Genomic DNA, 23,537 nt, shown 5'->3' with positions numbered 1-23,537 from the left:
CCATGATGTTAATCGCCTATCTATTTGATAAATAATGGATTATTTTTTATTTTCATGATGAAAACACCATAAGATTCTTACTTAACGTAATATCTTTGTTATGTCAGTACTCAGAATCTGTCAGACATACTAAAAAGGCACTTAAAATAACTTTCCCGGAAGAAGTTAATAAGGCACCAGTGAAGGAACAACAGGAACAACAGGAACAACAGGAAGAACAGGAAGAACGACAGTAAGAAAAATGCGTTCGGCATAATAACTTAAACTAATAAATAGGCTTAGCGTGAATGAAGTAATTTCAGGAATGTAAGAATGATATGAAGATGAAAAGATTGTATCGGGAGCTGAATCAAGCACAGTAGAGCGTTAATTCTGACTGTCCGGCATAGCTACATTATGGTGACTTGCCCCAATTAATATTGCTCTAAGCCTTGCCGCATTAAGCCTGTTCTCTACTCCTACTCCTACTCATGCTCTTAAATCGGCAGTCTTAACTCTTCGATGATTTTGATTCGTGACATCACATAATGATGAAGGGAATTAAATCCCTCTCTTTTCTGGATTAAGCCTTGCAATAAAAACCCTATGCGGAAAACGCCTGACATTATGTTGACAGGCAGCAACGCAGATTATGAACGCTACATAATGACAAGGCATAAAAGGTATAGATTTGGAAGCAGTGATCTTAATTTAGCAATGATAGCGGTAACGATTACTTGCGTACTTTACCGTTATGCATACTCCTTCAGGTTCAAAAGCACTGTAATAGCTTCTGAGTAAAACTCTACGTCAGCAGTAAATGTTGAGTGAAAGTGCATTAATCCTGGAAATTTTTCACCAGGCCATTTCACGCTTAATTAAATGATTTATAATAACTTTTATTGAATTTTCATGCTGAAAACACCATTAAAAAAACACGAAAACAATTTAACGAGCAACCTGCAGACTGGCAGATGATTTATCAGAATCGGAATGCACCGCTCCGAATCATTAGCCCTTAAAATATTCGTTTAATGTCGCCATTTTAAGTTATCTGTCTCAACCAGCCTGTAAGACAAAAAAGCAGAGCGATTCACTTTCCAGTGATTCACAAAAGTAATGCTGCTTGCATCTCACCATCGCGGAGAAAAAATCCAGGTTTTTGGCATTTTTCTAAAAAATTGGCAGATATGTGCTTTTTGTGTAGTATGCAAAAAACATTAACGCAGAGGGGCTTATGAAGCGTGATTATGGTGGAGTGCTGGAAATGGCCACACGTGCCAATTCCATGTTACATGGACTGAGTAACCATATTGAGCAGCAGCGTCAGGAATTTAACCAGACCGGTTTTTACCAGACCTTCTCCCGGAATGCTGTCGCCAACATGCCATTGCTGAGTAAGCATGCTGTTGTCGCCGCAATTGGTGATATGGAAGCAGCAGGTTATCAGTTTGGGAAAAAACAGACCGGCAGCACCTCACAATATGCCCTGACTATACAGAATGTGGTCGACATCTATCAGCATCGTAAAGTACCGAAATATCGCGATCGGCACGATGGCCCCTTTGTCGTATTCGTTGTCAGCCTTAAAGGTGGTGTCTCAAAAACAGTGAGCACAGTCACGCTGGCCCACGGTATGCGTGCACATCCTTCTATGTTACATAATGACCTGCGTATTCTGGTTATCGACCTGGATCCACAGGCATCAAGCACGATGTTCCTGAGCCATACCAACAGTGTCGGTTCAGTTCTGGAGACGGCAGCGCAGGCGATGCTGAACGATCTGGATGCAGACCAGCTTCGTAAGCAATTCATTAAACCTACTGTCATGCCCGGCGTTGATGTGATCCCAGCCTCTATCGACGATGGTTTTGTTGCAAGCGACTGGGAAGAGCTGGTTGCTGAGCATCTGCCAGGCGTTGCGCCTTCGGAAGTACTACGCCGCAACGTGATTGATCGTCTGGCGGGTGACTACGATTTTATCTTCCTTGATACCGGACCTCACCTTGATTCATTCATGCTGAATGCAATTGCGGCCAGTGATGTACTGCTGACGCCGACGCCCCCGGCACAGGTCGATTTCCACTCCACCATGAAGTATCTGACGCGTCTGCCTGAAATGCTGGAGCGTATTGAGTCCGAAGGCATTGAGCCACGGCTTAAAGCCAATATCGGCTTTATGTCCAAAATGACCTCTAAACACGATCACCTGACTTCGCAAAGCTATGCCCGGGAAGTGTTTACTAAATCGATGCTGGACTGCAGCCTGCCGCGACTGGATGGATTTGAACGCTGCGGCGAATCCTTTGATACGGTGATCAGTGCCAATCCCTCCTCTTATCCGGGCAGTGCGGACGCTCTGCGCAAAGCTAAATATGAAGCCGAGCAGTTCTCAAGGGCTGTGTTTGACCGCATTGAATATATCAGGAGTACCTTGTGAGCAAACCTATACAGCGCATCGGGCGCAAGTTTGGTGATTCTGCTATCGCAAACATGATCGACAGCAGCAGCCAGTCGCGCACATTTACGCTGAAGTCGGGCGCGAAGGCCACCTTTGTGCGCCAGCTAATCCTGCATGATGATATTGAAACCAGAACCAGCGTTGACCCAAAAATCAACGGACGTGACCAGAGCACGCTGACGCCGGAATCGCTTCAGGAGATCACCCGTACTATTACGCTGCAGCAATTTTTTCCGGCTATTGGTCGTGTCAACGGTGACCGGATTGAAATCATGGATGGTTCGCGCCGCCGCGCCGCATGCATTCTTACCGGTGCCAGTCTGGAAGTACTGGTCACCGCTGATGAACTGAGCCTTAGTGATGCGCGTCAGCTGGCTGCGGACATTCAGACAGCAAAAGAGCATAACCTGCGTGAATTAGGCCTGCGCTTTATGCTGATGAACGAAAATGGCATGAGCAAAACAGAGATTGCTAAAGCAGAAGGCATCTCAAACGCAAAGGTCTCACGTGCGTTCCAGGCCGCAGCCGTACCCGCTGAATTTATTGAACTCTTTCCGGTCGTATCAGAGCTGACACTTCAGGATTACCAGCTACTGCTCGATGTCTGGGAAGAGGCGAAAGCGGAAGCGGTTGATGTCACCGCGCTGGTCAGCGATATTAAGCAAACGCTGAAAGCTGATGATTCCCTGCTAAGCGCCAATGCGGATGAGAAGAAGAGCGCGATTCTTAACGGCTTTAAAAACGCCCGTCGTCAGTTAAAAAAACCTGCACCCGTCAGCAAGACGGTGACGGAAAAGCTGGCTACTTTTACCACAGCTAATACCTATGCGCGTCGTAAAACTAATGATGAGAAGCGCACTGTGCAGTATGAATTCAGCCGTCTGCCAAAAGAGATTGCTGAACAGATCGACGCGTCAATCAGACAGATACTCTCCACATTAAAATAATCCTCTTTACGTTTTTGATACCAGAACCGGCCTCTGTGCCGGTTTTTTTATTCTTTCCTCCACCGGCCTCCCGACAGTGCAATCCGCATCTTATCTCTTCGCCTGATAACGACTTCTGTTAATTACGCATCATTTCCGCAGGGTAATACTTGAACTCAGCACGGTTTATCGCTATAGCTAAAACGGTTTAGCTATCAGGTTTAATCAGAGGAGTTTTTTATGTCTGTACGCGTATGGTGCCTCGGGGATGCCGTGGTTGATTTGCTTCCCGAAATGCCGGGTCGCCTGATGCAGTGTCCGGGTGGGGCGCCCGCCAATGTCGCCGTTGGAGTTGCCCGTCTGCAGGGAAACAGCGCTTTTATCGGGCGGGTAGGGGATGATCCCTTTGGTGAGTTTATGCGGCAAACGCTCATTGAAGAGAAGGTTGATACCCGCTACATGATCGCTGATACGCAGCACCGCACTTCAACCGTGGTGGTCGGATTGGATGACCATGGCGAACGTTCCTTTACCTTTATGGTGAGGCCGAGTGCTGACCTGTTTCTTGAGGTGCAAGACCTGCCCGTATTCCGGCACGGGGAGTGGCTGCACTGCTGTTCGATTGCCTTATCAGCTGAACCTTCACGCACGGCGACCCTGACTGCCATGGAGCAGATCCGGGCAGCAGGCGGGCATGTCAGTTTCGATTTAAATCTGCGTCATGACCTCTGGCCCGATCCGGAACTGCTGCATGCGGTGGTGAACGAGGCGCTGAGCCATGCGGACGTGGTTAAACTGTCCGACGAGGAACTCAATTTTCTCTGTCCGGATCAGGAACCGGCTATCACCATGCCGCAGCTGGCAGTGCGATTCAGCATAAAATTATTGCTGGTCACGCGGGGCAGGGAAGGTGTGATCGCCTGCTATCAGGGCCAGCTATACCACTATGCTACTTCGCCCGTGGCCAGCATCGACACCACGGGCGCAGGTGATGCCTTCGTGGCCGGATTACTCTGGGGGCTGGCTAAGTCGGGTCTTCCTGCCGATGAATCGCAGCTGGCCATCTGCCTTACCAGTGCACAACGCTGCGGTGCACTGGCAACCACGGCTAAAGGGGCCATGACAGCACTTCCGCGGCTCCACCAGCTGGACGACCTGCCAGGCTGATTATCTTATTGCCCCTGTTTTGGGAGCTATCTCACAATCACTAAACCGGTTTAGCAATTTTCATTGCGCAGGGAAATTACCCGTGGCTATGATTTGCGCCTAAACCGGTTTAGCAAAAAATCCGGTGATGATAGCCTCTCTTCAGGGACATAAAAAAATGAAAAAAAGCACGTTAGCAGTGAGTCTCTCAACGATATTACTTTCCACATCAGTCTGGGCCGACTCCAGTATGAGCAGCATTGAAGCACGCCTTGCGGCCATGGAGCAGCGACTGCAGGCAGCCGAGCAGCGAGCGAATGCAGCGGAAACCCGCGCACAGGTCGCGGAGAAACAGGCACAGATGGCTGAGAAGCAGGCACAGCAGCTGGCTGCCGTGCAACAACAGACCCAAAACTCCACCGCTGAGGTCGCGCAGCGCACCGCGAAACTGGAACAGAAATCAGCCGATGAAGGTGGCTTCGAGTTCCACGGTTATGCCCGTTCAGGATTGCTGATGAACAGCTCGGCCGCCAAAACTCAGGGTGGCCCGACCGTTACCCCTGCCGGGGAAACCGGCGGTCACGTTGGTCGCCTTGGTAATGAACCGGATACCTACGTTGAGCTCAACCTCGAACATAAACAGACGCTGGACAACGGCGCGACCACCCGTTTCAAAGCGATGCTGGCCGATGGACAGCGCACCTACAACGACTGGACAGCCGCCAGCAGCGATCTCAACCTGCGTCAGGCGTTTGTCGAGCTCGGGCAGCTTCCCACCTTCAGCGGCGTATTCGATAACGCCACGGTCTGGGCCGGTAAGCGTTTTGATCGCGATAACTTTGATATTCACTGGATCGACTCCGATGTGGTGTTCCTTGCCGGTACCGGTGCCGGTATTTACGACATGAAATGGAGCGATCAGGCGCGCAGTAACATTTCCCTTTATGGTCGTACCTTTGGCGACATTGAAAACAATGAAAACACTGCGCAGAACTACATCCTGTCGCTGAATAACTTTGTCGGGCCGGTACAACTGATGGTCAGCGGTATGCGGGCCAAGGATAACGACGATCGCCGTGACATCGACGGCCTCAGAGTCAAAAGCGATGCGGCAGAAACCGGCGTACATGCGCTGCTTGGCCTGCATAACGACAGCTTTTATGGGCTGAGAGAAGGCACGTCGAAAACTGCACTGCTTTATGGTCATGGACTGGGCGCAGAGGTGAAGTCGATTGGTTCTGATGGCGCACTGTTGCCGGAAGCGGACACCTGGCGTCTGGCGAGTTACGGTATTACCCCGCTGGGCGGCGGCTGGCACATTGCACCTGCTTTACTGGCTCAGCGTAGTGACGATCGTTACGTCAAAGGTGACAGCTATGACTGGGCGACAGTCAACCTGCGGCTGATTCAGGAAATCACCCAGAACTTTGAGATGCAGTATGAAGGCTCTTATCAGTACATGGATCTGCGTCCCGAAGGCTACAACAACCGTAATGCGGTCAGCGGCAGCTTTACCAAACTCACCGTTGCGCCAACCCTGAAAGCCGGTGATGTCGGTGACTTCCTCAAACGTCCGGAAATTCGTCTCTTTGCAACCTGGATGAACTGGGATCACCGGCTGGATAACTATGCCAGTGACGACGCTTTCGGCAGTAAAGGATTCGATGCCGGTGGCGAATGGAACTTCGGCGTACAGATGGAAACCTGGTTCTGACCGGGCGGCCCCGGATGCCGGGGCCAGAGATCAGGATGGATAAAAACATAACAAGATTGAGGTGTGTATGGACTATGTAAAAATATCGCGGGCATTGCTGCCCCTGCTGGGTGGTAAAGAGAACATCGCCAGCGCTGCTCACTGTGCCACCCGGCTGCGGCTGGTGCTGGCCGATGATGAAAAAGCGGATACCACCGCGATTGGCCGGATTGAGGGCGTTAAAGGCTGCTTCCGCAATGCGGGCCAGCTTCAGGTTATCTTCGGCACCGGCGTGGTGAACAAGGTCTACGCTGCCTTTATCGCCGAGGCGGGCATCAGTGAATCGAGCAAATCTGAGGCCGCTGATATAGCCGCACGTAAGCTCAACCCTTTCCAGCGCATCGCTCGCCTGTTGTCGAACATCTTTGTGCCGATCATTCCGGCGATTGTGGCATCAGGTCTGCTGATGGGCCTGCTGGGGATGGTCAAAACTTACGGCTGGGTCAATCCGGAAAATGCGCTCTATATCATGCTGGATATGTGCAGCTCGGCGGCCTTTATTATCCTGCCGATCCTGATTGGCTTTACGGCTGCCCGCGAGTTTGGTGGTAACCCGTTTCTTGGTGCGACGCTGGGCGGCATTCTCACTCATCCGGCGCTGACCAACGCCTGGGGCGTCGCCGCCGGTTTCCACACCATGAACTTCTTCGGCATTGAAGTGGCGATGATTGGCTATCAGGGCACGGTGTTCCCGGTGCTGCTGGCGGTCTGGTTTATGAGCATGCTGGAAAAGCAGCTGCGTCGGGTTATCCCGGATGCGCTGGATCTGATCCTGACCCCGTTCCTGACGGTGATTATCTCCGGCTTTATTGCGCTGCTGATTATCGGTCCGGCAGGTCGTATGCTGGGTGATGGCATCTCCTTTATTCTCAGTACGCTGATTGCGCACGCCGGCTGGCTGGCAGGACTGGTGTTTGGTGGACTCTATTCGGTGATTGTGATTACCGGCGTCCATCACAGCTTTCACGCTATCGAAGCCGGGCTGCTGGGCAATCCTTCCATCGGCGTGAACTTCCTGCTGCCTATCTGGGCGATGGCGAACGTGGCTCAGGGCGGTGCCTGTCTGGCCGTATGGTTTAAAACCCGCGATGCGAAGATCAAAGCGATTTCGCTGCCTTCAGCGTTTTCCGCGCTACTGGGGATTACCGAGGCGGCTATCTTTGGTATTAACCTGCGCTTTATGAAACCCTTTATAGCGGGTCTGGTGGGTGGCGCGCTCGGTGGTGCCTGGGTGGTGTCGGTCCATGTTTATATGACTGCGGTCGGGCTGACCGGTCTGCCGGGCATGGCGATTGTCCAGGCGGGCTCTCTGCTCAACTATGTCATCGGCATCGCAATCGCGTTTACCACTGCGTTTGTGATCTCTTACCTGCTTAAATACAAAACGGATTCTGAATAATGGCCTCATCAACACGTCTTGCCGCCATTCTGCAGGCGGTGATGCAGGGTATGCCAAAGGCGCTCAGCGACAGCCACTACCCTGGCTGGCATCTGGCACCGGTAACCGGGCTGCTTAACGATCCCAACGGCTTTATCCATTTCGACGGTGAATATCATCTCTTCTATCAGTGGAACGCCCTGGAGTGCGCGCATCAGCAAAAATGCTGGGGACACTGGCGCTCAGCCGATCTGCTGCACTGGCAGCATCAGCCCATCGCCCTGATGCCGGACGAGGAGTATGACCGCAGCGGTTGTTACTCGGGCAGTGCGGTAGAGGATAACGGTGTACTGACGCTGATCTACACCGGTAATGTGAAGTTTGATGATGGTTCGCGCACCGCGTGGCAGTGTCTGGCGCAGCAGAACAGCGCGGGCGGTTTCGACAAACTCGGTCCGGTTATCGCCGTACCGGAGGGTTACACCGGCCACGTTCGCGATCCCAAAGTGTGGCGTCATGAAGATCACTGGTACATGGTGCTGGCCGCGCAGAATACCCAGCTGCAGGGCAGGGTGCTGCTGTTGCGTTCTGATAATCTGCGCGAATGGCAGAATCTCGGCGAGATTGCAGGCAGCGAACTGGGCGGGCTGGACGCCGCTGGCTACATGTGGGAGTGCCCGGATATGTTCACCCTCGGCGACAGCACGTATCTGATCTGCTGTCCGCAGGGTGTTGTGCCTGAAGAGAAACGCTACCTGAACAGTCACGCCTGCGCCTGGCTCAGTGGCTCGCTGGATTATCAGCAGCCTGCCTACCTGCATGGCCCGCTGAACGAAATGGATGCCGGGTTTGAATTCTATGCACCACAAACCACGCTGACCGCTGACGGCCGGCGTCTGCTGGTGGGCTGGATGGGAACGCCAGACGGTGAAGAGATGGCCCAGCCAACCGTGGCGCATCACTGGATCCATCAGATGACCTGTCTGCGCGAGCTGAGCTCCCGCAATGGCCGGCTCTGTCAGCAGCCGATTGCAGAACTGCAGGCGCTGCGGGAGAGGGAGCTGCACTATCAGGGCCGCGCCGATGACGCGCCGCCGATCGCCGCGCAGCGGCTGGAGCTTGAGCTGGAGAGCCTGGGCGATATAGAACTCAATTTCGCCGATACGCTGATACTGACGTGGCAGCAGAATGAACTGCGGCTTGCCCGTCGCAGCCTGGTATCGGGTCAATGGACCTATCGTTACTGGACAGGGGCTGCACGCCGGTTGCAGATCCTGTGTGACCACTCCAGCGTTGAGATCTTCATCAACGACGGGGAAGGGGTGATGAGCAGCCGTTATTTTCCGGACCATCCGGCGATGCTAACCCTGCGCGGTCGCGCAGAACTGCAGGCCCGCTACTGGTCGTTACGTCGCTGCATGGTAGAATAAGCCCTTGTTTCACTAACCGATGCCTTGCCGTGAGAAAAACCAAACGCGTTACCATCAGTGACATCGCCGGGCTGGCTGGGGTTTCTAAAGCCACTGCCAGCCTGGTGCTCAACGGCCGTGGCGAAGAGTTACGGGTGGCGAAGGAGACGCGTGAGCGGGTTCTGACACTGGCCCGGGAACACCATTATCAGCCCAGCATACACGCCCGTATGCTACATGACGCCCGCAGTCATACGCTGGGGCTGGTGGTGCCGGAGATCACCAACCACGGCTTTGCGGCCTTTTCCCATGCGCTGGAAAATCTCTGTCGCGCCGCCGGTCTGCAACTGCTGATCTCCTGCACCGATGAAAATGCCGGTCAGGAGATGGCCGTGGTCAATAACCTGGTGGCGCGTCAGGTCGACGGGTTGATTGTCGCCTCCAGTATGCTGAGCGACAGCGACTATGTCAGCCTCAGCGAACAGCTGCCGGTGCTGCTATTTGACCGCCACATGAACAATACCAGGCTGCCCTGGGTCATCACCGACTCTGTGACGCCCACCGCTGAGCTGGTCGAAAAGCTGGCGCGCACCTGTCCGGAGGAGATCTACTTTCTTGGCGGACAGTCTGACCTCTCCCCGACCCAGGATCGTCTGACGGGATTCAAAGAGGGACTGATGCGGGCGGGTGTGACGCTGCGGCCGGAGTGGATAATTCAGGGTAACTACCATCCCGGCAGTGGCTATGAGATGTTTGCCGCGCTCTGTCGCAGGCTGGGACGCCCCCCTAAAGCGATGTTCACCGCCGCCTGCGGTCTGCTGGAGGGAGTACTGCGCTACATTAGCGAGCATAACCTGCTGACCAGCGACATCCGCATTGCCAGTTTCGACGATCACTATCTCTATGATTCACTCTCCATTCCGATCGACACGGTTGAGCAGAATGTCCCGGCACTGGCGCAGGCCTGCTTTTCTATGCTGACCACGATGATCGCTGGTGAGGATCCCGCTGACAGTCAGCTTATCCTGCCCGCCACGCTGCGGCTGCGCGGTTAACCGCCGGGCGTTGCAGTGCTTTACCATTCGACCGGCAGGGCGCTGACGCCGCGCAGATTAGCTCTGTGGTTGCGGCGAACGCCAGCGGCCACGGGCCGCATCTCTGGCAATCGCGTCAGTAATACTTCCAGCGCCACCTCCATTTCTGCCAGTGCCAGCCGGTAGCCCATACAGTGATGTATACCGCCACCGAATGCCAGACAGCGCCCCTCATGCCGCCGGATATTCAGCCGTTCCGGAGAGGTAAATACCAGCGGGTCGTGATTGGCTGCACCAAGGCTAAGGAAGAAGCGGGTTCCGGGCGGGATGAGCTCTCCTGCCAGCTCAATCTCTTCCAGAGTCGTGCGGTAAAGCATCTGGACCGAACTGTCGTAGCGCAGACATTCCTCTATGGCATCGGGTATCAGCGCATGATTCTGTTTCAGGCTCGCAAGTTCCTGCGGATGAGCATGCAGGGCCAGAATGGTGTTGCACAGCATGTTTGACGTTGTCTCATGACCGGCAAGAAACAGCAGTATCACATTGGCGATGATCTCATCGTGATCCAGCTGGTCGCCGTCACTGTCGCTGCGCAGAAAAAGTGACACCAGATCGCTGGCGGTGCTGTCACGACGGGAGACGATCACGGCACTGAAGTAATTTTCCAGCACGGCAAAAGCTTCAGCGGCTTTCAGCAAATCTGGCTGACTGATTTGAGGATCGAAAACCCTGACCAGCGCAGAGGTAAGGCGACCCAGTTCTGGTGCATCAGATTCTGAGACATCCAGCATCCGGCAGATAATGCGCACCGGTAGCGGAAAAGCGAATGCCTGAGCCAGATCGCAGGCACGACGCCCTTCCAGTTCATCAACCAGTTCATTGGCTATCGTCAGCGCCATCTCCCGAAGAGATTTAATCTCCCGGGCGCTGAACGCCTTCATAACCAGTCCTCTTAACCGGTTATGATCGGGTGGGTTCAGCACCAGAAACATTCTGCTGATACCCTGAAACAGCGGCAGTCCGGCTGCATCATCACCAAATCTTACTCTGACACTTTCCATATAATTTTTACCGACCCGCCGGTCGTTCAGCAGGGCGTCCACCACCGCGTGACTGCCGCTGATGATGATCTTATCTCCGGCAGGGATAAGCGGTCCCTGCTGATGCAGTTTTCGATAAAGGGGAAAGGGATTGTCAGAGTAGTCGGGGTCCATGAGTTCATGAAGCTGCATAGCGTACTCCGCTGATAGAGGATTAGTGCTGGCGCTGAATGCGGGAGAGGGAAGCGAACAGGCTGTTTTTATCACTCTCACTGAGGTGAGGTGCCGTGAGGTGTGACATCAGAAATTCTTTGTCCTCCTGCGAGAAGGCGCCGGTCATCAGCCGCTGGCTGATCGCCGTCAGGAGCTGGGTATCCAGCTGTTGTATCTGCTGTCTGGTCTCGGCCAGATCCCTGACAGGAACAGCGCTGTCTGGTGATGAGAGCCAGTCAGCCCGATAGCGATACTGGATCGCCTTGCTGGCGTTCATCAAAGCGTGCACAAACGGCTCCACGGAGTGGGGTTCAAGCCCGGCCTGTTGTGCGTTTTGCAGCATGTTATCCAGCACCACCTGTTCCCGTGGCAGATCCTCAATAGGTAAATGATGCAATGCTTTATAACCCGCCACCGCTTTCATTACCTGCATCCGTTCGTTGAGTGAGGTAGAAAGCGCCCCAAGAGAGACGGATGAGACTGAACCTGCGAAAACGTTACTGCACATAAACAGTGAAGAGAAAAAAATTGCCACAAAGTGAGTCATTTGCCTGCTCCATAAATGAAAACTGGCACTAATTTAGGCATGAAAAAATAACTATGTATGATTATTTTGTTTTCAAAATGTGAATCACAAGGCGGGTCAGTGAAATGAGAACAGGTCATTAATTTTAAAGTTATTTTTTATCTTTATGGTCATTAAAAATTCACATTAATTTGCAATGCTGGCGGGTTGATTGGATATGACGTCTGAATGGATTCCCCCCTGATGCAGGTGGCGTTGCGCCATTTACGTCATCTCTGTGATGCCAGAATGAGTTTACGAGGCATGCCGGGTAGTGCGCACAGGAAAGCGCCATGCCGATCAGGGTTCAGGTATAATATGTTCCGCGAGTGTGGCCGTTTTTTAGCAGCAAAACGAGGTAGGTATGTCTGTATCCGAAGCTACTACCGGTGGTAAAAGTGTCGCGGCGTTAGTTGAGAGCCTGGAAAAACAGGCGGCAAAACGTTCAGACGCGAACTGGCACGAAGGTCTGAAAAGCAGCACCAAAATCGCACTGGAAAAAATTAATGGTGCGTTTGCTGCAAAATGGATCAGCGCAGACGAGAGCCTGAGCCTTAAGCAGCGCGTTTACAGTGTGCAGGATAAGTTGATTGAGCTGGCTTTATGGTGATTTAAATTGCCCGTCGGCTCGCACGTAAATCGGCAGGGGTAAAAAACTGATATTTCAGCACGCAGCGTCGCCCGGCATTTTGCGCGCTGCGCAGTGAAGGGGTGTTACCGGGCAGAATGGTACCGGTCAGCAGTGCCTTCTCACCATAATGATGATGAAGCTGCTGCAGCAAACGCTGCTGAGCGCGCGCGGCGAGTCCACGGCCCTGATAAGCGGGCATAATCACCTCATCCATAATCTGAAACCCCTCAATAAAGGTCAGTCGCCGGGGGACACAAATCATCAGCCCTGCCACTATTCCCTGCCAGATAATCAGAAACACATGTCCCGCGGCGATATCCTCCCGTAATTCCTGCCTGCTGGTTGCCAGTAGCTGATCGCGCAGATGCGGCAGCGTGTGCCAGCTGGCACGATAGGCGCGGTTAATCGCCGTGATACAGGCGGGATAATCCTTCCGGCGGGCTGTCACCAGTGAAATATCTTCGTCGACAGGAACAGAGAGTGAAGCCAGGTCGCTGAGGAAAAGCAGTTGATCGGTTATACCGATGTCAGGATAAGTCGCAGGCAACAGGATGCGCAGCTTCAGAGGTTTCAGCGGCTGCCATGCCTGCATAATGGCGCTAGCGACCCTGTAATCGATGATGCCGTCACGCGCAACAACCTCAATAAAGGGCTGTGCAGGATCGCCACCCAGATAGCGCGGCCCGGTGAGATAACGCTGGCCGTTTATCGTCAGTTCTCGCTGCAAAAAGGCGTGCTGGGGCAGACCGGTTTCACGCCATGGAAAGGCGGAAGAAAAATGGTGATCGTGGCATCGTGTCTGCTGCTGCGCCAGCCAGCTGGCAAGCCAGTCGCTGAGACGTTCAGATGAGACAGGAACAGTACGGTAGAGCGACACCATATAATCCAGCATAAGATTCCTTATTGCCCGCCGTCAGTGATCTCCTGCCTCGCTCCGCGATACATCTGTACCTTTGCCGGATTGCAGATGAGGCTGATGAGAGTGTAAACGATGTGCTCTGTTTATGACCATCTCAACCTCTCAGCCAGCACCATTACATCCCCTCTGCATGACGGCTCTGGACCTGCCAGACGGTGCAATGCTGACAATGTGAGCAGGTATACGTCATCTTCTGTGATCGCTTATCGTCGCCACCCTCTGAGCTGCATTAAACATGGGTTACGATCTATTCGGGTCTGGCTGGATTTCGTATACATGGTCAAATTAATTGATGAAATAAGGCAGGGTTGCCCAAAAATTTAAATGGGAAATAGATGCGAAATTTTTACGTAAATAATACGGAATCAGATAATCGGCAGCCGATAAATGGATTATGATAAAGAGGCTTTTCAATAATTATAAAATGTTCGATCTTTTTAACACCCGGGGGTTACATGGTTCATATTGATTTATGCACCCAGGAGGGCGTGATGAAAGCTTATGCTTTTCAGACGCCGATGCAGGCAATGACCCTGCTGGAAGAAATTAAAAATGATGAATTTCAGTGGTTTAATCTGGAGTGGGAAGGGCGCCGCTATACCTGTCCGCATCATTTTATTAAAAGGCTCAGCAGCCGCTCTTATATTAAATCTTTCTGGCGTTAAATTCGCTTAAAAGATAAGGCTGATGCACAATTACTTATTATTGATGCAGGTTTTATTTAACTGTTCTACGCATATTTTTAACGTAATGATAAACGGGGCAGAGCCTGCCCCGTTATTTTCAGCGACCATATGGCGTTGTTATCACGGTCAGCGGTAATAATAGTGCGTCATCTGCACAGATACCGGCCTGCTCAGTATCATTATTACCGCTTAATCATTTTCTGCTGTTGCTTATCAGGGCTATCGAAACGCTAAACAATCCTTTATGCAGGGCTGGACGGTTGTGTGCTGCGCCCGGCAATGCGCCGTGATCCTGTGTAAATCATCTTCTGTTCGGCCCTTGACGTGAAACGTCTACTGTTACACTCAGATGACACTTAATCCGGATCCCGACTGCAATGCCCCATGAAAAAATGCGCCTTCGCTCGCTGCTGACTTTGCTTTCCATCGGGGGCGTCATTCTGACCTCCGGTCTGCTGCTGAGTGCGCTGCTGCTGTTTCAGAAGGCCAACATCGAAGACAGTCTGCTTGAAGGGAACATTGCCTATGCCCGCAAGCTGGCTGATACCACCGATCGTTACCTGGCGACAGCACAACGTGAACTGGCCTGGAGTGCGTCGCAGATCAAGGGGCTTAGTGATATTAAACGACTGGAAGGAGAGAGCGATCGCCTGCGAATGCAGTCGGGTTTTTTCAACTCGGTGGTGGTGGTAAATCATGATGCCATTATTGCAGCAACCTCACCCGATAGTCTGAATCTTATTGGCGTGAAGCTGCACTCAGTTGCCAGCCTGCAGGCCATAGCGACTCAAAAGCCTTTTATCTCTGCTCCTTTTACCTCCGCGGCCGGTAACTATGTGGTGTTTTTATCACAACCGCTGTTCAGCGAAGATGGCCGCTATCTGGGCTACATTGGCGGGACTATTTATCTCAAGAAACAGAGCATGCTGAGCGAAATCCTGAGCCAGCATTTCTATTCCAATGGTTCAACGGTCAGCGTGGTCAGCAATGAAGGGCTGATTATTTTCAGTCATGACGCGGCGCGCGTCGGAACAAAGATGCTGCTGAGTCTGGCACTGCAGAAACAGCTCGCCACGACGGAAAGCGGGCATTTCACGCTGGAGAGTGAGGGGCAGCACTATCTGACCGGCTATGGCACACTGCATAAAACCGGCTGGAACGTTTTTATTACCGGCACCTCTGAAACGGTCAGGCATATTCTGATGCGCACGGCAGAAAGCGCCGTCTGGTTCGTTCTGGGCATTATTGCCGTAACAGCGGCCATTATTGCCTTTGTGGCCGGTCGAATCGCCTCTCCACTGGAAAAGCTGGCGGACAGAGTGCGCGATGGCGGCAGCGAAGCCCAGGCGGGATCTCTCGTCACGGTTAAAACCTGGTATTACGAGGCTGATCGGCTCAAAGAAGCCGTGCAGGCTCATCGGCACGCCGTTGCGGGTCATCTTGCCGCGCTAAACGATGAAGCGATGACCGATCCGCTGACCGGGCTCTGCAACCGACGCGGATTTTCGGCGCTGGCGGCGCAGTCAGACAGTGAGCATGAACAGTGTGCCATCGCCATTGATATTGACCATTTTAAGAAGATAAACGACTGGTACGGGCATGACGCGGGCGATGCGGTTCTGGTGAGCCTGGCAGCGTTGCTGCGTCAGGCCTGTCGCACCGGCGATATCGTCAGCCGGTTTGGTGGCGAGGAGTTTATTCTGCTGCTGCCGCATACCACGCTGGCTGATGCCGTCCGCACCGCGGAACGCATCCGTGAGACCGTCAGCGCCACCACCTTCCCGTTTGCCGGAACGATGACGATATCAGCCGGGGTGGCTTCACGGAGCGATCAGGATAGCGATCGCGACTCTCTGCTGCGGCGTGCCGATGAAGCGCTTTACGAAGCAAAAGCCGCCGGGCGTAATACCGTCATCATTGCCGGAGCTGAGGAGTTCAGCGCGTCTGATTCGGCCGGGTAAGATTCCGGGGTGTGTGGGACAGGCTCAGCACTTACTGCGTAATCGCCAGCCGAGCCACTCATCCAGTGCCGCTTCCGGCAGCGGCCTGGAGTAGAAAAAGCCCTGCGCCTGGTCGCAGCCGAACTCGGTCAGCGCCGTAACGGTTTCCGCATTCTCCACGCCCTCAGCCAGCACCATATAATCGAGATCTTTAAGCATCGCAATAATACTGCGGGCGATGACGCGCGATGCGGTGTCAGATGAAATTTCGCTGATCAGTGAACGGTCCAGCTTGATCACATCCAGCGGAATGCGCCGCAGATAACTGATGTTGCTGTAGCCGGTACCAAAGTCATCCAGTGAAATACCGAATCCACGAAGTTTCAGCATCTCAAGCCCCCGCATTGCGGTCGCGCTCTCCAGAATCCGTTCCGTCTCCAGACACTCAATGCCCAGCAGCGAAACCGGGAGCTTCGCCCTGATCATCTGCTCTTCCAGCTCGTCGGCAAAACCGTCACGTGAAAAATCGCTGCTGCTGACGTTAATGGTGATGGGCAACTGAATATAGCTGTTGCGCAGCCGGGAGAGCCGGGCGATTGCGTGCTCTGTCACCCAGGTGGTCAGTTCGCTGAGCAGCTCGGTTTGCACGGCAAAGGGTAAAAACTGTGCAGGAGACAGTTCGCCGCGCTGCGGATGCTGCCAGCGGATCAGAGCCTCCAGGCCAATTGGCTTGCCGCTGTGCAGACAGATTTTAGGCTGATACGCCAGCCATAACCCCTTATCCTGGCGTATCGCGATGGCCAGGTCATGCATCAGGGTGAAGTCCTGCGTATGGCGCGTATCAGTGGCCTCGCTGAAAGGCATCGAGGCGACGTCGCGTGTGATGGCCTCGTGCAGCGCGCTGACCGCACGCCGCAGGATCTCCTGGGCAGGCATCTCCCCGGTATTGAAACTCGCCTCACCGGTGTGGGTCATCAGTGCAACCGACAGCCCATCGCCGAGATCCGCGCTGATCCCGGCCAGCTTGTTTGCCACCCAGTTAGCAGTGAGTCTGCTCTCCTGACGTGTCAGCAGGGCAAAGCGCCCGGTGGCTACGGTGTAGAGCATCTCTCCTGGCGCAGGCCTCAGGCGCAGCGGCAGCAGTGTCGCCACATCTTTCAACAGGCTTTCAACCGGTCCCATGCCCATTGAGCGCGCAAGCTCGTAGGCGCGCGGCATATCGATACAGTCAATCAGCACCAGCCGCCGTGGCGTGGTGTCACCGGAGGCGGCAAGAAACTGCAGGTCGCGAATCAGACGCTGGCGGTTGGGCAGACCGGTTACCGGGTCGGCAAAGCCAGCCGAGTACCAGGCCTCAAGAAATGACATCACCAGTGCCGCCAGCATCTTCAGCATGGCGACCTGATCCGCATTAAAGGGATGAGGCGCGGTGTCAGTCACGCACAGCGTACCCAGTATCAGACCTGTGCTGCTTTTAAGCGGTACGCCGGCATAAAAGCGGATAAAAGGCGCGCCAACAATCAGCGGATGCTCAGCAAAGCGGGTATCCAGCAACGTATCGGGTACTACCACGGTGCTGTCACTGTCCACTGCATGCCGGCAGAGCGAGTCCTGCCGGGAGGATTGAGTGAGTGTGAAATTTTGCGCAGCCTTAACATGCTGCATCTCATCATCCAGTACGGAGATAAAGCTGCCGGGTATACCGAGTGCCTGGCTGGCCAGCCGGACGAACTGTCGCAACACATCGTCACGACTTTCGTCGTTACTGCGCAGCGCGTGCAGGGTTCGCGTGCGGCAATCGTCGCCGCCGCTGAGACTCATAAGCATGGATTCCTCCGCACCGGCTGGTTACGGCGCGAAATTAAACAGAAAAATTGAAGGGTATGATGTCATGACTACAGGCAAATTCTGCAAAAAGAAAGAGTCATGACCATTTATTTTTTATCCCACTGCACGGCATTGCTGGTCAGAATAGCAAATCACTTTTCTTTAACGAAATATTTTAGTAATCACGATTCTATTATTTTGTCGTTAAAAACTTTTAATTTCTTAAATATCCTGCCAGTATACAGAGTATAAACATAGTGCACTATATAATAACGCACTAAAGTAGATGACATAACTTATTTTTGTTTAATTTTAACTACACCAATGACAACATCGGGGAAACCTCATGAATTCACTCAGGCATTTCACTATCCGCCGCGTTGTGCTGTGGATGATGATCGTCTCTCTGGGCATCGTCGTGCTGGCCGGTGGCTACAGCAGCCAGGTCGTGCGCGATATCTTTCGTCAAACCGATCGTTCAGCCGTTCTGACGCAGCAACTGAGCTTTCTGGCGCATAGCGCTATCGTCATGCAGAGCGGTACGTCAGCCGATAAAAACGCGCTCGTCGCCTCAACCCCGGCCGATGCTGACTGGGATAACGTCCGCGCGGCACTTACGACAACCCCCTCAGAATACGCAACGGTTGCACGTGCGCAGCTGGACAAGGTGACGCAGCAGCTGGCACGGAATCAGGCACCCCTGAAGGCTGACCGGCATCGGCTTGAGGGCGTATTGCTGGCAGCACTGCTGGCGGCAGTGGCGTTGCTGCTGTTTTGTGACCGCTATCTGGTCGTCCATCTGGTGCGTCCGGTAGGTAAAATTCGCGGTCATTTAAAAATTATTGCCGATGGCGATCTGACGCGCGAGCCGGAAGATCTGGGGCGCAACTGTGTCGGGCAACTGGTGCCGCTGGTCAAAGAGATGCAGCACAGTCTGTTGCAGACGGTCAGCGCTATCCGAGACAACGCAGCCATTCTTCATCGTGAAGCGGGGGACATTGCTGCGGGTAACGCCGATCTCTCCGACCGGACATCCACTCAGGCTGCTGCGCTGGAGCAGACCGCAGCCAGCATGGAGGAGATTACCGTCACCGTGCGTCACAATGCACAGAATGCCCGCGAGGCACGTGAACTGGCTGCCAGCACCACGGATACGACTCAGCAGGGCGTGGAACTGGTTCAGTTGGTATCGGCAGCCATCACCAGCATCGCTCAGGGATCAGAAAAAATCCGGCAGTTCACCACCACTATTAATGGTATTGCGTTTCAGACCAACATTCTGGCGTTAAACGCCGCTGTAGAAGCTGCCCGTGCGGGTGAGCAGGGCCGCGGCTTCGCGGTGGTCGCCAGTGAGGTACGTTCACTGGCACAGCGAAGTGCTGCTGCCTCTAAAGAGATCGAAGAGCTGATTGCCGATACCGTGGCACGCGTTGACGATGGACGGCGGGCGGCTGAGAGCGCAGGAACCACCATGGAAGCCGTGCTGCGCGGCGTCGGCGGCGTGAATGAACTGATCGGACAGATTGCGCTGGCTTCGGATGAACAGAGCAAAGGGATTGCCCAGGTCACGGTCGCGGTAGCAGAACTTGACCGCGTAACGCAGCAGAATGCGACGCTGGTTCAGCAGGTTTCGGCGACGGCAGGCAGTCTCAGTGGACAGACTGAAACGCTGGGCAGCGTGATTACGCGCTTTACCCTGCCGCACCACCCCCTTGCCGTAGAGCCTAAACGCGTCACGCCTGATGAAAAAGGCGGCTGGGCAACATTTGCTCGGGCATAGCCTGAACAAATATTTTCTGAACTGTAGATAATGTCTGTCCGGCACGGAATAACGATTAATATTCACTCTTTTTAAAAGAGGGATGAAACGGTCATTTTTGTGCGTGTGATTGACGTTGATCATCATTCGATCAACGCCACCATTCAGAATGGCAATTACTATTCTCAGCGGTGCAAAAATTATCCGGGCAGCGATTTAAATATAATTCAGGTTATTTTCTCTGTTTTTACTGGTGCGTTACGCTTTCCTGATAAGTGTAAAACGCCGGGCTGTTAAAACTTAACTCAAATTTATGTTTTGGCCGCAGGCGTGTTCTTCCGCCCGGCCATCTCGCCGGGGCACCGTATGCGGAGCGTTTATATGGGAAATCAAATTTTACAGCGGCCTGTCGCCGTCCAGCACAACGTACGTGAGCTACGCCTTGCGGCCGGTCTCTCTCAGGAGATTGCAGCCGAGCGTTTCGATCTTAGTCAGCGTGTCTGGCAGACCAAAGAAGCATCGAAAAATCCTGTGCTGCTCAGTCAGGGAGAGTATGAACTGCTGATGCTGCTCGCCGGAGAGCATCCGCACTATCAACTGGTACCAAAGCTGAAAAAGTAAGGCGTTCATCCTCTGTTTTCTCTTAAGTAAAGTCATGTCGGGCCGATATAGAGAGCTAAGCGAGGCGCATTACCGCCTGTCTGATCTGCTCTGGCCAGATAATCCTGGGCGGTCCGCCGCACTCTCTCTGGCAGGCATAACGTGTTAACTGATGCCTCGCTGTCTGCGGTGTCAGCTTTATCGGACTCAGCGCGGCAACCTGTTGCTGCCGGGTTTACTGACGGGCCTTTCTTCCGGCAACGGATCGGCAGCGAACTCTGCGCGTTCTGTCTGATTGAACGTGTCCTCTTTATGCTGTGTCAGGCCAGCCACAGCAGATAACACCAGAGGAGAGTTACGCTGAAACGTCCAGTTTATCATGATGCCGAGGCGGCTCGCCTCGACGCACTTAAGCAGTATCATCTGATGGATTCACCGCCGACCGATGCGCTGGATCGCCTCACTACGCTTGCCGCGCGGCTGTTTCGGGTGCCGGTCGCTTTTGTCTCGCTTATCGACGAAAAGCGGCAGTTCTTCGCCTCCCGGTACGGTTTAAATATTTCAGGTACGGCACGCAACGTCGCCTTCTGCCACCATACGCTGGCGCAGGGCGATATCCTCTGCGTGCCCGATACGCTGAAAGATCCGCGCTTCCGCGACAGTCCGCTGGTTCACGGCTACCCCTTTATCCGCTTTTACGCGGGGATCCCGCTTTCGACCCCGGATGGGCATCATATTGGCACGGTCTGCCTGACCGACAGCCATCCTCGTGAGCCGTTAACTGCAGAGGATCGAAAGCATCTGAACGATATTGCTGCACTGGTGATGGATCGCATGGAGATGCATCGTCTGGAGTTATTGCGCTACACCAGCCAGCAGCGACTCGAGGCGATCTCATCCACTTCGCCTGACGCCATTGTCTGCACTGACCTTCGGCGTGGCATAACCTTCTGGAACCCGGCCGCCACCGCGCTGTTCGGCTACAGCGCAGAGGAGATGCGCGGCCAGTATATCAGCGAGCTGATCCCTGCTCGCTGCCAGGCTGACTACCGTAATGAACTGGTCCGGATTACCTCTGACGAAGCGGCTATCTCGCACCCTCGCTCTTTGCAGATATGGGGTGTTACGCGTGAAGGTCGTGAATTTCCGGCAGAGGTCTCTTTTTCGGGCTGGCGTGAAGAGGGCGAACGGCTGGTGGGCATGATCATCCGCGATGTCACGGCCCGCTATGAGAGTGAGGCGCGGCTCTGTGAGCTGGCCTCACTGGATATGCTGACACGTCTCGCCAGCCGCAGCGCGTTTATGGATCAGGTCGGCCAGCTGACCAGGGCGGGCGTCCCCTATACGTTACTGATGACCGATCTCGATGGTTTTAAAGAGGTTAACGATACGCTGGGGCATGCTGCAGGCGATGCGTTGTTGTGCCACGTTGCCGAACAGATTCGTGCGGTCTGCGCCAGTGCCGTGACGGCTGCGCGCCTGGGCGGTGATGAATTTGTGATCCTGTTAGCGGGCGGCAGCGCAGAGGCGGCGATCACGGCGGAGAAACTGATTGCGGCCGTTCAGACGCCGTTCCGCTATCACGACTCACCAGTGGTGGTCGGTGCCAGCACCGGCATCGCCTCCTATCCGGAGCACGGCAGGGATCCCTCTTCGGTGATGTCCGCCGCTGATCTGGCGCTCTATCGCGCCAAAGCGTCGGGTAAAGGCTGCAGCATGCTGTTTATGCCCGCGTTTCGTGAAGCGGAGCAGCAGCGGCGCCGTTTTGAGCGCGAACTGGAAACGGCGGTGCGGCAGCAGCAGTTCACTCTTTACTATCAGCCCCGCTACGACGTTGAAAGCGGAAAGCTTATTGGCTGCGAGACGCTGGTGCGCTGGCAGCATCCGACGCGCGGGCTGCTGTTGCCGGCTGAATTTATCGGCATGCTGGTTAAAAGTCCGCTTTCAGTCACGCTGGGTGAATGGATCATCCGCAGTGCTCTGGCACAGGTCCGGCAGTGGCAGGTTCGCTCTCCTCAGCTTCGCGTCAGCATTAACCTGTTTCCGCGCCAGCTGGCAGGGAACAGCCTGGAGACGGTAATACGTGAGAGTGCCGGAGGCGATGCCGGTTTTGTTGAGCTGGAAGTGGATGAGCCACTGCTGGCCGTGCTGATGCAGGATATGCCGGTTCAGGTTGACGCCGTACGCCGAACGGGAGCCTCGTTCGTTATCGATCATTACGGGCGTACGCTGGGGGCGATTAACCTGCTGCGCTATAGCGTTGTGACGGGTTTTAAAATCGATAAGTCGATGACGCACGAGCTGGGTTCCAGCATGCGGGTGCGTATGATGTTCCGGGCCATTACCGCGCTCGGCAAAAGCCTGGGTATCCGGGTGGCCGCCGAAGGGGTGGAAGACAAAGAGCAGATCGCTTTTGTTACGGCCGCCGGATGCGACATTATGCAGGGCAATGGCCTGTGCCAGCCACTGACGCCGGCGGACTTTGAGGCGATGCTGTGCGGAGAGGAGCACTGTGCGCCCGCTATCGCTATCGCCAGCGGTTATGACGTTACGCCACGCTAATCGGTATGATTGTGGCGAACGGAGCGGAGGATGCCCGACGCTGATAGTCTGCGCCTCAGGGTGAGTGTGCGGGCTGGTATTCCTGTTTCAGCAAGCCGAAGATCCAGTCATCCTGCCACTGGCCGTTGAGGAAGAAGTTCTGCCGCAACGTCCCCTCCTGCACAAAGCCCGCTGAAATCAGGGTCCGGCGTGAGGCCGCATTGCCTGCTGTCACCGTCGCGATCAGTTTGCGGTATTCCTGTTGCTCAAAGCAGAACGTGATAATGGCATGCAGAGACTCGCTGCCGTAGCCTTTGCCCTGCGCATCTGCGGCCAGAATAAAGCCAAACTCCGCAATACCCTCTCCACGATCGATAAACCCGCAAAAGCCAGCCGGAGCACCGGATGTTTTTTCTCCGATAACCAGACAGAGCCAGTGCCTGCAGCCCTTGTACCAGGCGGGCAGGCGGACATCAAATGAGTGGGTTCTGATCTCTTCAGCGCTGCGCGGATCGCTGATGTACTGCATCACCGATCTATCCTGACTGACTGCCAGATAGAAGGGCCAGTCTTCCTGCCGAAGTGGCCGATAAGTCAGGCGCGGCGAGGTGACTTTCAGCGGTATTTCAGCCGGTACTTTAGCAGACTCTTCAGTTGTCATCGTGCAACTCCCTGCGGATCGGATCTCTGTGGCGATGGCGCAAAAATAACACAGAGTGGCTGACTGGCG

18 protein-coding genes are annotated in these 23,537 nt (G+C 54.2%); 13 read left to right on the top strand and 5 right to left on the bottom strand.

All coding sequences use genetic code 11. The features are described from left to right. Positions 1 to 1,216 precede the first annotated feature (1,216 nt). The 7 genes from ACO6VX_RS14285 to ACO6VX_RS14255 all read left to right on the top strand — a co-directional run bounded on the left by ACO6VX_RS14285 (position 1,217) and on the right by ACO6VX_RS14255 (position 10,107). Complete coding sequence (locus ACO6VX_RS14285; RefSeq protein ID WP_010256940.1) at positions 1,217 to 2,419, top strand: AAA family ATPase; 1,203 nt, start codon at positions 1,217 to 1,219, stop codon at positions 2,417 to 2,419. Continuing rightward, a complete protein-coding gene (locus ACO6VX_RS14280; RefSeq protein WP_422431612.1) occupies positions 2,416 to 3,387 on the top strand; it encodes a ParB family protein in 972 nt (323 codons plus the stop codon). Before ACO6VX_RS14285 ends, ACO6VX_RS14280 begins: the two co-directional genes overlap by 4 nt. Positions 3,388 to 3,606: 219 nt before the next feature. Then, entirely contained in the window at positions 3,607 to 4,533 is a 927-nt protein-coding gene (locus ACO6VX_RS14275) for an aminoimidazole riboside kinase (protein WP_022624231.1), read from the top strand. 157 nt (positions 4,534 to 4,690) lie between these two features. Beyond that, positions 4,691 to 6,226 carry a carbohydrate porin gene (locus tag ACO6VX_RS14270; protein WP_422458180.1) on the top strand — a complete coding sequence of 512 codons (1,536 nt, stop codon included), beginning with the start codon at positions 4,691 to 4,693 and terminating at the stop codon, positions 6,224 to 6,226. 67 nt (positions 6,227 to 6,293) lie between these two features. Beyond that, on the top strand, positions 6,294 to 7,664 hold the full coding sequence (locus ACO6VX_RS14265) for a sucrose-specific PTS transporter subunit IIBC (RefSeq protein ID WP_010256928.1): 1,371 nt from the start codon (positions 6,294 to 6,296) through the stop codon (positions 7,662 to 7,664). Further along, positions 7,664 to 9,073: a sucrose-6-phosphate hydrolase gene (locus ACO6VX_RS14260; protein ID WP_033759900.1), complete on the top strand. Its 1,410-nt coding sequence runs from the start codon at positions 7,664 to 7,666 to the stop codon at positions 9,071 to 9,073. Before ACO6VX_RS14265 ends, ACO6VX_RS14260 begins: the two co-directional genes overlap by 1 nt. A gap of 29 nt (positions 9,074 to 9,102) precedes the next feature. Continuing rightward, entirely contained in the window at positions 9,103 to 10,107 is a 1,005-nt protein-coding gene (locus ACO6VX_RS14255) for a substrate-binding domain-containing protein (protein ID WP_163852362.1), read from the top strand. Positions 10,108 to 10,127: 20 nt separating this feature from the next. Here the strand turns inward: ACO6VX_RS14255 and ACO6VX_RS14250 are convergent, their stop codons facing one another. Both ACO6VX_RS14250 and ACO6VX_RS14245 read right to left on the bottom strand, forming a co-directional pair. Then, a complete protein-coding gene (locus tag ACO6VX_RS14250; protein ID WP_163852361.1) occupies positions 10,128 to 11,318 on the bottom strand; it encodes a cytochrome P450 in 1,191 nt (396 codons plus the stop codon). A 22-nt stretch (positions 11,319 to 11,340) separates the two neighbouring features. Continuing rightward, positions 11,341 to 11,886 (bottom strand): chorismate mutase, encoded by a 546-nt coding sequence (locus tag ACO6VX_RS14245; RefSeq protein WP_033781041.1) that lies wholly within the window; start codon positions 11,884 to 11,886, stop codon positions 11,341 to 11,343. Between the two features lie 382 nt (positions 11,887 to 12,268). Here ACO6VX_RS14245 and ACO6VX_RS14240 point away from each other — a divergent pair, with 382 nt between their 5' ends. Continuing rightward, positions 12,269 to 12,514: a hypothetical protein gene (locus tag ACO6VX_RS14240; protein WP_010256916.1), complete on the top strand. Its 246-nt coding sequence runs from the start codon at positions 12,269 to 12,271 to the stop codon at positions 12,512 to 12,514. Between the two features lies 1 nt (position 12,515). On the opposite strand, the gene ACO6VX_RS14235 is transcribed toward ACO6VX_RS14240, so the two are convergent. Then, the gene (locus ACO6VX_RS14235) at positions 12,516 to 13,427 is read right to left on the bottom strand and encodes a GNAT family N-acetyltransferase (protein WP_033774047.1); all 912 of its coding nucleotides are present in this window, start codon (positions 13,425 to 13,427) and stop codon (positions 12,516 to 12,518) included. A 518-nt stretch (positions 13,428 to 13,945) separates the two neighbouring features. On the opposite strand from ACO6VX_RS14235, the gene ACO6VX_RS14230 reads away from it, so the two are divergent. Together ACO6VX_RS14230 and ACO6VX_RS14225 are read left to right on the top strand one after the other, a co-directional pair. After that, positions 13,946 to 14,119: a hypothetical protein gene (locus ACO6VX_RS14230; RefSeq protein WP_010671965.1), complete on the top strand. Its 174-nt coding sequence runs from the start codon at positions 13,946 to 13,948 to the stop codon at positions 14,117 to 14,119. 398 nt (positions 14,120 to 14,517) lie between these two features. After that, entirely contained in the window at positions 14,518 to 16,101 is a 1,584-nt protein-coding gene (locus ACO6VX_RS14225; RefSeq protein WP_422431606.1) for a diguanylate cyclase, read from the top strand. Positions 16,102 to 16,125: 24 nt separating this feature from the next. On the opposite strand, the gene ACO6VX_RS14220 is transcribed toward ACO6VX_RS14225, so the two are convergent. After that, positions 16,126 to 17,907, bottom strand: a complete 1,782-nt coding sequence (locus ACO6VX_RS14220) for a sensor domain-containing diguanylate cyclase (RefSeq protein ID WP_029519494.1) — start codon at positions 17,905 to 17,907, stop codon at positions 16,126 to 16,128. A gap of 346 nt (positions 17,908 to 18,253) precedes the next feature. On the opposite strand from ACO6VX_RS14220, the gene ACO6VX_RS14215 reads away from it, so the two are divergent. The 3 genes from ACO6VX_RS14215 to ACO6VX_RS14205 all read left to right on the top strand — a co-directional run bounded on the left by ACO6VX_RS14215 (position 18,254) and on the right by ACO6VX_RS14205 (position 22,828). Continuing rightward, positions 18,254 to 19,687, top strand: a complete 1,434-nt coding sequence (locus ACO6VX_RS14215; protein ID WP_010256904.1) for a methyl-accepting chemotaxis protein — start codon at positions 18,254 to 18,256, stop codon at positions 19,685 to 19,687. A gap of 360 nt (positions 19,688 to 20,047) precedes the next feature. Then, positions 20,048 to 20,287, top strand: a complete 240-nt coding sequence (locus tag ACO6VX_RS14210) for a hypothetical protein (RefSeq protein WP_422431603.1) — start codon at positions 20,048 to 20,050, stop codon at positions 20,285 to 20,287. Positions 20,288 to 20,692: 405 nt separating this feature from the next. Then, entirely contained in the window at positions 20,693 to 22,828 is a 2,136-nt protein-coding gene (locus ACO6VX_RS14205) for a putative bifunctional diguanylate cyclase/phosphodiesterase (protein WP_033759888.1), read from the top strand. A gap of 55 nt (positions 22,829 to 22,883) precedes the next feature. Here ACO6VX_RS14205 and ACO6VX_RS14200 read toward each other — a convergent pair whose 3' ends face one another. After that, the gene (locus ACO6VX_RS14200) at positions 22,884 to 23,468 is read right to left on the bottom strand and encodes a GNAT family N-acetyltransferase (RefSeq protein WP_010671972.1); all 585 of its coding nucleotides are present in this window, start codon (positions 23,466 to 23,468) and stop codon (positions 22,884 to 22,886) included. Positions 23,469 to 23,537 lie beyond the last annotated feature (69 nt).

Origin of the sequence: Pantoea sp. BJFS-204 (genome assembly GCF_049310725.1) — a bacterium.
In the GTDB taxonomy this organism is placed as follows: Bacteria; Pseudomonadota; Gammaproteobacteria; order Enterobacterales; family Enterobacteriaceae; genus Pantoea; species Pantoea agglomerans.
The sequence above is the reverse complement of the archived record's forward strand: the minus strand, read 5'-3'. Positions and strand labels throughout refer to the sequence as shown.